Here is a 13,868-nt window from a genome sequence, read left to right on the forward strand (position 1 = left end):
CGTCAGGCCCTTTCTAATGCCAAAAATCCCTATTTTATTTCAGTATGAATGGGTCGGCGTCGGCTAAAAAAGGAAATTTTGATCTAAAGGTTTGGAGGTTTTCAAGTGATAGTGTAGTTGAAAATAAGGCATCATCTTCTTTTGAATCACATAAGATTTCGCCAGCATAATCAATAACGAGTGATTGCCCATTATAGGAAAGACCATTGCCGTCTTGTCCCAGTCTGTTGACACCTACCACATAGCATTGGTTTTCGATTGCTCGGGCTTTTAAAAGCGTTTTCCAGGCCTCTATACGAGCCATAGGCCACGAAGCCACATAGATAAGCAAATCATAGTATGGAACTGTATTTCTACTCCATACTGGAAACCTCAAGTCGTAACATATAAGAGGTTTGATTTTCCAATTTTTGTATGAAACGGTGACAGATTCAGAACCTGGTGTATAAGTTTCGTGTTCTTTTCCGTATTTGAACAAATGTTTTTTATCATAGAAAGTTTGCTCGCCATTGGGCATTACAAAACAACCTCTGTTGAAACAATACTCGCCTTCGGAGATTGCCACAGAACCGTAAATTGCCGACTGTTTTTGTTTGGAAACATTTGTCATCCATTCCAAACTTTTCGAAGGACTTTTTTCTGAAAAATTCATAGAAAACCCCGAATTGAACATCTCAGGTAAGATTATCAAATCGGGGTTATCTGTGCGGGTATATATTTTTTCTTCGAAATTCCTAAAATTGGCTTGGGGGTTTTCCCAAACTAAATCCGTTTGAATCAGGCTAATATTGAGGTTCTGATTCATTGTAAATTATGCAAATTTCATTCTATAGTCGGCATCTACTATTCCTTTTTGGATATTTCCGAGTCTTTTCTTCAGCATTTGCTTTTTCAGTGGAGCCAAATGGTCTGTGAACAGAACACCTTCAATATGGTCATATTCGTGCTGAATTATCCGTGCCGCTAATCCCGAATACTCTTCAGTGTATTCAACAAAATCAGTATCTAAGTATCTGATAATAAGGGTATCTGACCTGTAAACATCTGCTCTGATGCCAGGAATACTCAAACAGCCTTCTTCATAAGCCCACTTTTCTCCTTTTTCCTCTAAAATTTGGGCATTGATAAAAGTCTTTTTGAAGCCTATCAAAGACTGATCTATTTCATCTTCTGTTTCTGCTCCTTTATTCATGATTTCACCATCAACCACAAATATTCTGTAAGCCAAACCTACTTGTGGACCGGCCAAACCAACGCCAGATGCTGAATACATAGTTTCAAACATGTCGTCAGATACTTTTTTGACGTCAAATTCTCCTTTCTTAATATCAACACAAACTTTCCTTAATACAGGGGCACCGTATGCTACTATAGGATAAATCATTTTTTTAAATCGTATATTTTATTGAAAATCTCCTCGATTACCTAATTTTTATTCCCGCTTTATTGAAAACGGGTTGGTTTTGAAAATAGTCTAAATCTGCAGCAACCATTTCTTTTACCAATGCTGGCAAATCATATTTCGGTACCCAGCCCAGTTTTGTTTGAGATTTTGTGGGGTCACCTATGAGTAGCTCAACTTCGGTTGGTCTATAATATTTTGGATCAACAGCGAGCACTCTCTTGCCAATTTCCAATTGGAATTCTGGATTTGAACAACTTACCACAAAAGCTTCTTCTTTGTCTTCAGAGCCTTTGAATTCTAGTAAAATTCCCACTTCTCCGAAAGCCATTTTTACAAAATCTCTTACGGTAGTCGTTATTCCTGTGGCAATTACGTAGTCTTCAGCAACATCTTGTTGCAGAATCAACCACATTGCTTCAATATAATCTTTGGCATGACCCCAGTCTCTTTTTGCATCAAGATTTCCTAAAAACAAACATTCTTCTTGTCCCAAAGCTATTTGTGAAACAGCTCTTGTTATTTTTCTTGTTACAAAAGTTTCGCCCCTGAGTGGAGATTCGTGGTTAAAAAGAATACCATTACAAGCGTACATATTGTAAGCTTCGCGGTAGTTTACCGTAATCCAATAGCCATACAATTTGGCTACAGCATAGGGTGATCTAGGATAAAAAGGGGTAGTTTCTGACTGAGGCACTTCCTGAACTAAACCGTATAGTTCTGATGTAGATGCTTGATATATTCTACAGGTATCTGTAAGACCCAAAAGCCTCACGGCTTCTAATATTCTTAACGTACCAATTCCGTCTACGTTTGCGGTATATTCTGGTTCGTCGAAACTCACTTTGACGTGAGACATTGCTCCAAGGTTATAGATTTCGTCGGGTTTTACTTCTTGTATGATTCTAATGATGTTGGTCGAATCGCTCAAATCGCCGTAATGAAGTATGAACTTTACGTTTGTTTCGTGTAAATCTTTATAAAGGTGATCGATACGATCAGTATTGAACAATGACGCTCTTCTTTTTATACCATGAACTTCATAGCCTTTTTGAAGAAGAAATTCTGCCAAATAGGCTCCATCTTGACCAGTTACACCAGTTATGAGTGCTTTTTTCATTTAATTTCGAGTGCTTTTTTTACGTTTATTTTGTCGCTTATAATTCTTACAGTGCTGAATTTTGTTTTTAGATCTGTTTGATACCTTGATGCTTCATCGATACTTATAAAGTCGCCAACTTTTATTTTATAGGTAGGTTGGCTATAAGATTCATAAAGCTCAAGTTCTGAGAAATTTCTATACAAATAACTTTTTGCCGATTCAAAATCAGCTTTGTTATTTCCCGAAAAAACTTGAATTCTAAAACCTTTGCCTTCAGCAAGTTTTTTGTTGGTTTCTTTTATATGAACCAACATTGCCTCGACTGCATCGTTCTCATTTTTTAGGGTAGAACTTGACTTTGACGGTGCATTTGGCGTTTTTGGTGACTCCGTTTTTTCTATGATTGCGGGTTGAGTCGATTCGTATTTTGGTCTAAACACTGACAAATCCTCAGAATACTCTGTAATTTTCTCTGTATTTTTGCTCTCTTTAGCCGGACTAAGCTTACTCATACATGAGCTAAGCGTCCAAAGAAAACACACGAAAAGCAGGTATTTCTTCATAATTATCAATTATCTGGACACAAAATTAACAATTTAGTCTTGTAAATGAATGTATTAGTACAATAAAAAAGACATTCGGGAGACCCAAATGCCTTTCCAAGACGAAAATACTTTAACCTATGATAAATCACCTTAGTATTAAGGGTGATGTTTTAAATCTCACTTATACTGCAAATATAAAAAATATTATTTAATAAATAAATTTAATTATTCACAAATTTTATTTTTCGGAAATGTATCGCTCAAAAAATTCATAAATTCTCAATATCCTATCTATTCTCTGACGCACATTGCCAGTCCTTGAAAGTTCGTGAGTTCCTCCTGGCATCCTTACATACTCCACCTCTTTCCCCAGATATTTAAGGCTTTTAAACATCATTTCTGATTGAATTACACCTGTTCTAAGGTCGTTTTCTCCATGTTTTATGAGTAGGGGGGTTTTTATTTTATCTACAAAAGTATAAGGTGAATTGGCATCAATTTTAGTTTTTGCTTCATCGTCCCATGGCAAACCGAAGTAGTTTGGCGTAAGTCTCCAAGCGTTGCCTTCGCCCATAAAAGTGGTTAGGTCATATACGCCCCTCTGAGCGAATGCGGCTTTGAATCGGTGGTCATGAGCAACAATCCAAGCGGTTAAATATCCAGCATAAGACCCGCCAGTGATGACCTGCTTGGAGGTGTCTACCCAAGATTCTTTGGCTGCAATATTACAAGCACCCAATGCATCTTCTTGCGGACCAGTGCCCCAGTCACGATAGTTTGAAAACTGAAAATCCTTTCCATATCCTCCTGACCCTCTTTGATTTGGGTAAACTACGCCATAACCTTGTGCTGCAAAATACTGCAGCTCATGCCACATAGAAGCTTCTCCTGGCCCCCACATGGCGGTTGGCCCTCCATGCATTTGGAGTAAAAGTGGATATTTTTTGCCTGCCACAAAGTCGGTCGGTTTCATTATCCAGAATTCTATCTCTTGACCAGCGGAGTTTTTGAAAGTTCGTTTTTCTGGGAAACTTAGTTTTTTGTTTTTTATCCAAGATGTATTTAAATCGCTGACTTTGGTTTGAATCTTAAAGCTTAAATCAGAAATATAAATTTCATGGGGATTAGAAACATCATTTTTTGCAAAAATCGTTTTGCCTGAACTCAAAACTTCTAATGCACCAATTCCTGACTCAAAGTCTGTTAGTTTTTCTACTTTCCCAGTGGTCAAATCAAGTTTGAAAACAGGTACTCCGCCATTGGAATTTGCTGCAAAAAACAAACTCTTCTCATCTTGATTCCATTCCATGTCGTTGGGGATTCTGTCAAAGTTTATTTCTTTGAAGCTCGTTCCGTCAATATTCATTAAGCAAAGTTGCCCATGTGACATCACATTGGCGGTGTTCATTACAAATGCTATTTTGCTTCCATTTGGCGACAAACTCAGTCCTCCGAAGCTTCTCCCATCTTTTTCTAAAACCGTGATTTGTTTTAAAGTGGCCAAATCAATAGCGATAATTTTGTTCTCCTGTTCACGGTCAGGGTGTTGATTGGCGTCTTTTGCAGTGGTTGCGTATACTTTTTTGCTGTCAGGAGCATAGTAGGCGTTTTGAAACGACCAATAACCCGAAGTAATGGCTCTGGCTTTTGCGTTCTCGGTAATTTCGATTTCAAATAAATGATTGAAACGCATTTCAGGCTCTACAGTGGCCTCGCCTTGGAAATTCAGGCGATTGAGGACTTTGGCTTTTTTGTCTACCACGTCTTTGTTGAGATAAGCCCTTATTTCTTCAATATTTCCGTCGGGATTGGCTTTTATGCCTTTCTTTTCGACCAAAAAACTATTTGAACTAAAGCCAGGTTTTTCGAAAGACCACGCTGGTAGTTCTTTTTTTGCATTAAATACAGAATCGGTCAGGATTTCATTCAAACTCAGGCTTGAGGTAAACAGAATCTTAGAGCCGTCTGGGCTAAACTGCGGTGAGGCTGCTCCATATTTGGTATTGGTCAGCTGCCAAGGTTCTCCGCCTTCTAGTGGCAAAATGAATATTTGTGATTTATCTTTTACGGTTCGGGTAAATGCCACTGTTTTGCCATCTGGAGAAAGAGCTGGCTGAGAAGCACCCTCATTTCCTCTTGTCAGGGCGATGTGTTTTTGCGGATTTTGGAGATTTATCAGATATAGGTTCGTTACGTAATCGTACTCCAAAGGCTTTTCTGGTGCGGCTTCAATGGTTTTTAAGGCATAAATGGCCTTCTCATTGTTGCTGACTATCGCTACCACGTTTTTGATTTTGGTAAGGTCTGTTACTTGAATTTTCTCTTTTTGAGCAAAAGAAAAATGGCTAATTAGGAGTAGAAATAGAATTTTTCGCATCGTTTTTTTGTATTGTTGATTAAGATGATTGCGAAATTTAGTAAAAAATATGAATATTAAAATAGATATTGTTTCAGATGTGGCTTGTCCGTGGTGTTATGTGGGTAAAAGTCGCTTGGAAAAAGCATTGGCCATGGTGCCAGAAATCAATGCAGATATTACTTGGCAGCCTTTTCAGTTGGATCCTACCGTGCCGAAAGAGGGAAGGGATTTGAAGCCTTACTATGAGGCGAAGTTTGGAAGTGCAGAAAAAGTACAGCAGATTTTTGAACACATGGAAAGCGTGGGCGATGCAGAAGGGATAGCGTTTGACTTTAGTAAAATGGAGCGAACTATGAACACCCTGCCTCTGCATGTGCTGATGCTAGAAGCCGAAAAAGAAGGATTTAAAGCCAAACTAAAAGAGCGTTTTTTTAAAGCTTATTTTGAAGAAGCTACGGATTTGAGCAAGACCGAAAATATAGTAAAAATCGTGGCGGAGTTTGACTGGAGTGCTGAAAAAGTGAATGGCATACTTGAGAACACCGGAATGCTGGAAGAAGTAAAAGCCAAGATTTCATATTTTCAGTCGAGGGGGGTGAGTGCTGTGCCGTTCTTTATTTTCAACGAAAAATATGGTATCAGCGGAGCTCAGCCGCCACAAGTGTTGGCAGATACATTGCGTCAGATACAACAAGAAATGGCCGCCGAAACTAGCATAGCAGCTGGTGAGCGTTGTGATGTGGAAAGCGGGGAGTGTTTGTGATTAGTATGCTTAAACGTTCTTATTATTTAGCTAACCTCACTCCGCCCTCGGATCCATCTTCAATCCGCATTTCCGCATGCTGAGGACTTCTATGGAAGGAAAGCTAAATTCTTCTACTACTCTGCCTTCTATAAAATATACGCCTTTGCCTCTGAACGGGTATCGCTCGATGTTTTGTGGGAAATGTGTGGTGTCAAAAAACTCGCCTTCGTGGTCTATAAAATAGCCGAAAGCCATGTTTTTGTGGTTCTTGGTACGTATAGATTTATAGTTAACCAAGTAGCCATATATTTTTACGTGCTTGCCTATCAGCTGCCCAAGGTGAACGGCGGTGAGTCGGCTTAATGGGTTTTCTGAAATCATCTTAAAGGGCGATTCTAGCGGAAAGCCCAGCAGCTCAAGTTCGTCGTATTGGTCTTCGAGCTGATAGCTTATCAGCTGTGGAAGAGCAAAAGTTTGCTCTTCTTCTTCAAATAATGCAGGGGTGTATGCCGACGTTCGAGCCGATTTGTTGTGAAAGAAATGGGCCTCCCACATCAGCTCTTTTTTAGCATTACCAAATGACCTAAACGCCCCTACACGGATGAGGATAATCAACTGCTCCAAGCCTATGTGTACACGATGAAGAAAATTTTGAAAGCTTAGAAAATCGCCATTTGTCTCACGGTTTTCTAGCAAATCTGCTATCATTTTGTCTTGTAATCCTTGAATGTGTATCCAACCCAGCCATATCGTGATGCCTTTTATATGTGTGAGATAGGTACTTCGGTTTATGTCAGGGGTTTCTATTTCTGCTCCACAGCGGCGGGCTTCGTGTACGTACATCTCGGTGTTGTAAAATCCCCCGAAGTTATTGATTACGGCTACCATAAATTCCCTAGGATAGTAAGCTTTTAGATATAAACTCTGATAGCTCTCTACCGCAAAACTCGCCGAATGTGCCTTGCTAAAACTATAGCCAGAGAAACTTTCTATTTGTCGCCAAACTTCATGAGCTATGTCGTCGGGGTAGCCGAGTTCTTTGCAGTTGGCATACCATTTTTCCACTATTCTGTCAAACTCTTTCTTTGACCTAAACTTGCCACTCATGGCCCTTCTTAATACGTCCGACTCTGCCAAGGTGAGTCCTGCAAAATGGTGAGCCACCTTGATAACATCCTCTTGGTACACCATTACGCCATAGGTTTCCTTGAGGAGGTCTTCCATTTTTGGGTGGATATACGTGGTGGCTGCAGGGTTGTGGTGGCGTTTGATATACTCGCTCATCATGCCGCTAGACGATACCCCCGGTCGGATAATAGAGCTGGCTGCCACAAGTGTGAGGTAATTGTCACACTGGAGTTTCCATATCAGCTGCCGCATGGCGGGAGATTCCACATAAAAAGCCCCCATGGTTTCGTGGTTTACGAGTTGGCGTCGAATTTCAGGGTCTTTTTTAAATTTTTGTATGGCGTGGATGTCGATGTTGATGTTGTAGTTTTCTTTCACGATGTCTACACAACTTTTGATATGTCCAAGCCCACGCTGCGACAGGACATCAAACTTGGCGAAGCCAATTTCTTCGGCTACGTACATATCAAACTGGCAGATTGGAAAACCCTTCGGCATAGGCTGCAATGCCGAATAGTGGGTAAGAGGCTCTTCGCTGATCAGAATACCTCCTGCATGAATAGACAGATGCTCAGGAAAGTCTATCATCATGGGGGCGTATTTGAGTATGTATTGCGTATGTTCATTGCGGTGTATGCCCGAGGGATTGTTGACGAGTTCGTCTATTTCGGGTTTGGGTAAACCAAAAACCTTCCCCAACTCACGGTAAATGGAGCGTCCTTTGAAGGTGTTGTAAGTGGCCATCAACGATACGTGTTCTTTGCCATAACGCTTAAAAACGTAGTCAATGATTTCGTCTCGTTCGTCCCAGCTAAAGTCGATGTCGAAGTCGGGTGGCGAAGTACGGTGGGGATTGATGAATCGCTCAAAATATAGGTCGAGCTCTACGGGGTCTACGTCTGTAATGCCCACGCAATAGGCCACTATGCTGTTGGCACCCGAACCTCGGCCAATGTGGTAGTAACCCTTTGATTTAGCATATTTTATGATATCCCAAGTAATCAGAAAATACGAACCAAAGTGCAGTTCTTCTATGATTTTAAGCTCGCGGTCGACACGTTTTTTAGCTTCTTTTTGATTTTTTCCATAGCGATAAATCAAACCATCATAGGCGAGTTTTCGGAGCAATTCGAGGTCGTCCGTTTCCGAACAGGTATATATTTTTTTGTTCTTGGCTTGTTTAAAATCAAACTCAAAGTTGCATTTTTCTAAAAGTTTTTCTGAATTTTTTATGAGGTCAGGATAGGCTTCAAACAACTCTTTTAGACGTTCGGGTGCAACGAATGTTTCGTTTGCTGTGGCGTGGTTGCTTGGTAAGAGCTTGCTCAGTAAGACATTGTGGTCGATGGCTCGCAGCAGGCGGTGCAGGTTGTAATTTGGGCGGTCCAGAAACGTAACCGGCTGCCAGAGGACGAGTTTCGAGGCATCCAGCTTCGATCTGTAACGAAATAGTTTGTTGAACTCCCAGTAGCGGACACCCACAAATTCGTTGGGTTGGAGGTGCTGGTAGCTGTCGAGGGTTTCGAGGGGATAGATGACATAAACATTTTGAAAATTTGGTGATTGACTAGGAAAGGCGGTTTCTGACAACAAATGTGCAGTAAGGTGCTCGTTGATTTCGGCATATCCGGCATGGTTTTGTGCCAAACAAATGTAACGGAGTTGGTCGTCGTTGCGAAACTCCACGCCCACCACTGGTTCAATATCAACAGCTTTGCACTCTTTTACAAAATCGAAAATTCCCGAAGTGATGTTGATGTCTGTGAGGGCGAGCCTTTTTATACCCAAATTTTTGGCTTGTACGACCAGTTTTTCTGGCGACAATGTACCATACCGCATGGAATAAAATGAATGACAATTGAGATACATTTTTTGGTTTGCACATTTTTTGGAATGCAAAATTGGTGAAAATATTGGCTGTGTCTTGCCGTGAAATTTAGCATAATATGCTTTTTAAAGCTTGTGGGTAGAATTGATAAATCTTAAATTTTATTAAAACTAGATTACTTAATGGATTAAGGTAGAACACAAAAAAAATCCCCGTTTCTAAAAAAAACGGGGATTCTCGATTTGATTATATTATTTTCGTCTTCTACTTCTCCATCTCCCCATTCACTTTCCTCCAAATACCCAAAGTATTATCGTTTTGAAGTTCGATAGGAAGCAAAGCATCTGGCATATCTTGATAACAAACTGGCCTTGTAAATCTGGTGATGGACATGGTGCCTACGGATGTACTTCTGCTGTCTGTAGTAGCTGGATATGGGCCACCGTGCACCATGGCGTGCGTAACTTCAACGCCTGTAGGGAAGCCATTGATAATTAACCTGCCAACTTTCTGTTCCAAAAGTTCGAGTAAATCTGCATATTCGGCTAACTCTTCTGGGGAACCGAAGACAGTGGCCGTAAGATGTCCCGAGAGATTATGAGCAACTTCCATTATTTCTTCTCTACTGCTGGCTTCTACCACTAAGCTTGAAGGTCCGAAAACCTCTTCTTTAAGTGTTTCGTTGTCTTTAAAAGACTGATAATCTGTCTTAAAAATGGCTGGATGTGCGGCAGTGAAGCCTTCTGGTTTTTTACCAAAACTGATTACTTTGGCGTATTTTTCAAATTCCTCTATGCCTTTGTGATAAACCGATTGTATGCCTTTATTGAGCATAACACCACCCATTGATGCTGCTGAAACACTTTCCAATTTTTGTATAAAAGCTTCATCTTTTTCAATAACCAATAACCCTGGATTGGTACAAAATTGACCCACGCCCATCGTTACGGAATTGATGTAGTTCTGAGCTAAAGCGTCTCCTTTTTCTTTCAGAGTTTTTGGTAAAATAAACACAGGATTGGTGCTACCCATTTCGGCATAAACCGGAATAGGTTCTGGTCTTGCAGCAGCTGCGTCAAATAGTGATTTGCCACCTCTCAATGACCCAGTAAAACCAATGGCTTTGACCAATGGATGTTTTACCAAAGCTTGACCTATTTCTATGGTATCGTCAAAAACCAAGGAGAATACGCCATCAGGCATTCCGGTTTTTTGAGCAGCAGCAAGTATAGCCCTACCTGCCAATTCTGAAGTACCTAAATGTGAGGGATGGCCTTTAAAAACTACTGGACAACCAGCAGCCAATGCCGAAACAGTATCGCCACCTGCCACAGAGAATGCTAACGGGAAATTGCTTGCTCCAAAAATGCCTACAGGACCAAGAGGTCTTTCCATTGCCCTAATGTCTGGTTTTGGAAGTGGTTGTCTGTCTGGCTGAGCGGTGTCTATGATGGCATTCACCCAAGACCCATCTTTCAGGAGTTGGGCAAATAATCTGAGCTGGCCAATTGTTCGGCCCCTTTCGCCTTGTGCTCTGCCCGCGGGCAGGCCACTTTCGGCAGTGTATCTTTCTATTAAAGTGTCGCCCAATGCTTCTATTTCTGCAGCTATGGCTTCAAGAAATGCGGCTTTTTCTGCACCTGATTTTTTTCTATAAGTGGCGAAGGCCGCATTGGCTTTATGAACCGCCAAATCAAGTTCGCTTAAGGTTGCCTTGAAAAACAAGGGACCAATCGGCTCGCCTGAGGCTGGATTGATGGCCTGAATACCGACTGTGCCTTCTGAAGATTCTGTGAATCCGATTAGATTTTTTCCTAAAACTTGCATTTATTCTACTGTATTTATGAGCGTACCTATGTTGTCAATGCTGATTTTTACGACGTCGCCACTGATCATCGTGAAATCGTCTGGAGGTACCGTTCCCGTACCCGTCATCAAGAAAACGCCTTGCGGAAAACTGCATTCTCTGGTCAGATATTCCACCAATTCGGGCAATTCACGTTTCATTTGAGAAAGTTGAGTTTTTCCCTCAAAAACTGTTTTTTCACCACGAAGAATTTCTACCGATATGTCTGTATCTCTGCTTATTGGCTCTTCCAAAACTAGAATGCATGGCCCAATAGCCGCACTTTTATCGTAGCTTTTGGCCTGTGGCAAATACAAGGGATTTTCACCTTCGATGTCTCTCGAACTCACGTCATTACCGATGGTATAACCGGCTATTTGGTTTAGGTTATTCACAAATAGCGTCAATTCTGGCTCAGGAACATTCCATTTGGAATCTTTGCGGATTCTGATGTTTTGCAAATGGCCAACAGTTCGAGCTGCGGTGGCTTTAAAAAATATCTCAGGACGTTCGGCATCGTAAACTCTGTCATAGAAATCGCCGCCACCCGCGTCTTTGGATTCCTCCATACGGGCCGTTTTGCTTCTGAGGTAAGTCACACCTGAAGCCCAGATTTCTTGTGAAACTATTGGTGCTAAAATGGTACTTTCATCTAGTTCAGCTATACTTGCAGAGGTCTGAATTTTCTCGGTTAAAAAAGAAAATAATCCAGATTGGTTGACGAGCTCATCCCAACCTAGGCCGCTAATTTTGAAAAACTTTGAATCTTTTTCGGCAATAATGCCTTGCGTAGTATTGTATATTTTCACGGGTTGAATTTTTTAGGCAATTTACTAATTTTTTGATTATTCGAAACACTTAAACGCAACATTGTGTTTACAATTAAATGCAAATCATTAGAATGCCGCAAATAATCAATATTCCGCTCGTTGACGACGACGATAACATCATAGGCCACGGCGAAAAGTTGGAAGTTCACCAAAAAGGATGGCTTCACCGAGCATTTTCAATTTTGGTTTTTAATGATGAGGGAGAAATACTGATTCATCAACGGGCTTTTGACAAATATCATTCTCCAGGTCTTTGGACCAATACCTGCTGTGGGCATCCCAATGAAGGCGAAAGTATGGAAGCTGCCGTTCACCGCAGGCTACAAGAAGAAATGGGATTTGACTGTGTTCTCTCTCACAAATTTACCTTCAGATACAAAGCTTTTTTTGACAATGGCCTTACTGAGAATGAAATTGATCATGTTTATATTGGCACTTTTAATGATAAGTTTATTGTTAATCCAGACGAAGTAGCTGATTATAAATGGGTTTCGATTTCGGAAACTAAAGAACTGATCTTGCAAAATCCCGAAGATTTCACGGTTTGGTTTCGAGAAATTATGAATCATGAGGCTGAATTGTTGGCTTGATTATTCATCTAAAAAAGCTTTTACGCCATATAAAGGGCAGCTTTTTATTTGCTGATATTCTGAATAATTTTCTAGAGAAAAACGATACCCGAACGGAATGTTTTTATCCGACAAAAACTGCCTTAGACTTTGCATACTGCCTTTCCCTGAAGATTTCACCTCAATCGGCAATATTTCCGACCCTTTCTGAATCACATAGTCCAATTCAGCATTTGCATTTGGGTTTTCACGGTGCCAATAATATAAACTTGTTGCTTGCAGTGGAAAGCTGTTTTTTAAATATTCCAATGCCCAAAACTGCTCTGCTATAGCACCTTTGTTGATGACTGAAGTATCGGTATCAAACAAAAAATCCGAAATATTAAGACCCAAAATTCTCTGAAAAATACCTGTATCATAGAGAATCATTTTGCGTTTTTTTGGGTCTGTTTCAGCTCCTAAAGGGATTCCGTTTGCTGATGTATGCGTAACTGGATACACTAAGCCAGCTTGAATCAGCAGTTCCAAGGCTTCCTTTATCTGACCATGATTTACGTTTTGGCCAACTTTAGAATACACAAACTTACCACCACTTTGGCTGATTACCGAATCAAATATTTCGGAGATTCGAGCTGCTGGCACTCTTTTTTTGTACTTCACAAAATCGGCTTTGATAGAAACGATTAAATCATCCAATACTTCTTGAGCTTTAAGCAAAGATTTTGTTTTGCAATAAGAGCTAATTGCCTCAGGCATACCGCCAACCAAAAGATAAACCTTAAGAAAATCATTTATTTTTTGATGAATGGCAGTTGGTAAAGGAGTGCTGGTATTGGCTGTGTTTTTTGCATTAACCAACTTGTCTTCGCCCATAGCCCCTAAAAATTCGTCAAACGAAAAGGGATACATGAACAGGGATCGTATTCTCCCCACCCCGAAAGTTGGGAGTTCAGAAAGTGCGAACTCTAGCAATGAGCCTGCTGCAACTAGGTGCAATTCGGGCATTTTTTCATAAAAAAACCTTAATGATGCCAATGCCCTTGGGCAAGCCTGAATTTCGTCGAAAAACAAAAGTGTTTTCTGGGGAACAATTTCTTGATTCAAAAAAACAGAAAGGTTCTGAATCAAAAATTGAGGGTTTAAATCTCCCTCAAACAATTCAATTAGGCCTGGATTCTCTTCAAAATTTATCTCCACATAATTGTCAAAATGTTGAGCCAAATTCTTAACTGCAGAAGACTTGCCAACTTGACGAGCACCTCGAAGCAATAGAGGCTTTCTTTCTGAAGAATCTTTCCATTCGATTAAATAGCTGTCTATAAACCTCTTAAAGTACATATTTTCAATTTTAGTACCCAAAAGTAATAATTTTTTTCATTTTTAGTACCCAGAAAATTAATTATTTTTCATTTTTAGTACCCAAAAACTTATCATTTTTTTCATTTTTAGTACCCAAAAGAATTTTTAGGTAATTAAAAAAGCCAAAATCTTGCATAATTTTGGCCCTAAATATT

General features: G+C 40.2%; 11 protein-coding genes. 2 read left to right on the top strand and 9 right to left on the bottom strand.

What is annotated here, in order from left to right; translation table 11 throughout:
- Positions 1-34: 34 nt before the first annotated feature.
- From EGI24_RS05940 to EGI24_RS05960, 5 genes are all read right to left on the bottom strand, one after another.
- On the bottom strand, positions 35-805 hold the full coding sequence (locus EGI24_RS05940) for an amidohydrolase (RefSeq protein ID WP_255047438.1): 771 nt from the start codon (positions 803-805) through the stop codon (positions 35-37).
- Positions 806-811: 6 nt separating this feature from the next.
- Positions 812-1,384, bottom strand: a complete 573-nt coding sequence (gene def, locus EGI24_RS05945; protein WP_255047439.1) for a peptide deformylase — start codon at positions 1,382-1,384, stop codon at positions 812-814.
- Positions 1,385-1,421: 37 nt separating this feature from the next.
- Positions 1,422-2,522, bottom strand: a complete 1,101-nt coding sequence (gene gmd, locus EGI24_RS05950; RefSeq protein ID WP_255047440.1) for a GDP-mannose 4,6-dehydratase — start codon at positions 2,520-2,522, stop codon at positions 1,422-1,424.
- Positions 2,519-3,067 (bottom strand): SPOR domain-containing protein, encoded by a 549-nt coding sequence (locus tag EGI24_RS05955; protein WP_255047441.1) that lies wholly within the window; start codon positions 3,065-3,067, stop codon positions 2,519-2,521. The genes gmd and EGI24_RS05955 overlap by 4 nt, the downstream gene beginning before the upstream one ends.
- A 220-nt stretch (positions 3,068-3,287) precedes the next feature.
- On the bottom strand, positions 3,288-5,426 hold the full coding sequence (locus EGI24_RS05960) for a S9 family peptidase (protein WP_255047442.1): 2,139 nt from the start codon (positions 5,424-5,426) through the stop codon (positions 3,288-3,290).
- A gap of 49 nt (positions 5,427-5,475) precedes the next feature.
- On the opposite strand from EGI24_RS05960, the gene EGI24_RS05965 reads away from it, so the two are divergent.
- Positions 5,476-6,171 (top strand): DsbA family protein, encoded by a 696-nt coding sequence (locus tag EGI24_RS05965; RefSeq protein ID WP_255047443.1) that lies wholly within the window; start codon positions 5,476-5,478, stop codon positions 6,169-6,171.
- A 36-nt stretch (positions 6,172-6,207) separates the two neighbouring features.
- On the opposite strand, the gene EGI24_RS05970 is transcribed toward EGI24_RS05965, so the two are convergent.
- The 3 genes from EGI24_RS05970 to EGI24_RS05980 all read right to left on the bottom strand — a co-directional run bounded on the left by EGI24_RS05970 (position 6,208) and on the right by EGI24_RS05980 (position 11,764).
- Positions 6,208-9,150, bottom strand: a complete 2,943-nt coding sequence (locus EGI24_RS05970; protein WP_255047444.1) for a DNA polymerase III subunit alpha — start codon at positions 9,148-9,150, stop codon at positions 6,208-6,210.
- A gap of 223 nt (positions 9,151-9,373) precedes the next feature.
- The gene (locus EGI24_RS05975; protein ID WP_255047445.1) at positions 9,374-10,936 is read right to left on the bottom strand and encodes an aldehyde dehydrogenase (NADP(+)); all 1,563 of its coding nucleotides are present in this window, start codon (positions 10,934-10,936) and stop codon (positions 9,374-9,376) included.
- The gene (locus EGI24_RS05980) at positions 10,937-11,764 is read right to left on the bottom strand and encodes a fumarylacetoacetate hydrolase family protein (protein ID WP_255047446.1); all 828 of its coding nucleotides are present in this window, start codon (positions 11,762-11,764) and stop codon (positions 10,937-10,939) included. It abuts the gene before it with no gap.
- Between the two features lie 92 nt (positions 11,765-11,856).
- Between EGI24_RS05980 and idi the strand changes: the two genes are divergently transcribed.
- The gene (gene idi / locus EGI24_RS05985) at positions 11,857-12,375 is read left to right on the top strand and encodes an isopentenyl-diphosphate Delta-isomerase (protein WP_255047447.1); all 519 of its coding nucleotides are present in this window, start codon (positions 11,857-11,859) and stop codon (positions 12,373-12,375) included.
- On the opposite strand, the gene EGI24_RS05990 is transcribed toward idi, so the two are convergent.
- Positions 12,376-13,692, bottom strand: coding sequence for an ATP-binding protein (locus EGI24_RS05990; RefSeq protein ID WP_255047448.1), 1,317 nt, complete (start codon positions 13,690-13,692; stop codon positions 12,376-12,378). It lies immediately after the preceding gene.
- Between the last annotated feature and the right edge of the window lie 176 nt (positions 13,693-13,868).

This window comes from Lacihabitans sp. CS3-21 (assembly GCF_024343675.1).
GTDB lineage: Bacteria > Bacteroidota > Bacteroidia > Cytophagales > Spirosomataceae > Leadbetterella.

What these genes read in the sequence shown, in the direction of transcription:
- EGI24_RS05960 (WP_255047442.1), bottom strand. Translation starts at nt 5,426, where the DNA reads ATGCGAAAAATTCTATTTCTACTCCTAATTAGCCATTTTTCTTTTGCT.
- EGI24_RS05940 (WP_255047438.1), bottom strand. Translation starts at nt 805, where the DNA reads ATGAATCAGAACCTCAATATTAGCCTGATTCAAACGGATTTAGTTTGG.
- EGI24_RS05975 (WP_255047445.1), bottom strand. Translation starts at nt 10,936, where the DNA reads ATGCAAGTTTTAGGAAAAAATCTAATCGGATTCACAGAATCTTCAGAA.
- EGI24_RS05955 (WP_255047441.1), bottom strand. Translation starts at nt 3,067, where the DNA reads ATGAAGAAATACCTGCTTTTCGTGTGTTTTCTTTGGACGCTTAGCTCA.
- EGI24_RS05970 (WP_255047444.1), bottom strand. Translation starts at nt 9,150, where the DNA reads ATGTATCTCAATTGTCATTCATTTTATTCCATGCGGTATGGTACATTG.
- def (WP_255047439.1), bottom strand. Translation starts at nt 1,384, where the DNA reads ATGATTTATCCTATAGTAGCATACGGTGCCCCTGTATTAAGGAAAGTT.
- EGI24_RS05965 (WP_255047443.1), top strand. Translation starts at nt 5,476, where the DNA reads ATGAATATTAAAATAGATATTGTTTCAGATGTGGCTTGTCCGTGGTGT.
- gmd (WP_255047440.1), bottom strand. Translation starts at nt 2,522, where the DNA reads ATGAAAAAAGCACTCATAACTGGTGTAACTGGTCAAGATGGAGCCTAT.
- idi (WP_255047447.1), top strand. Translation starts at nt 11,857, where the DNA reads ATGCCGCAAATAATCAATATTCCGCTCGTTGACGACGACGATAACATC.
- EGI24_RS05990 (WP_255047448.1), bottom strand. Translation starts at nt 13,692, where the DNA reads ATGTACTTTAAGAGGTTTATAGACAGCTATTTAATCGAATGGAAAGAT.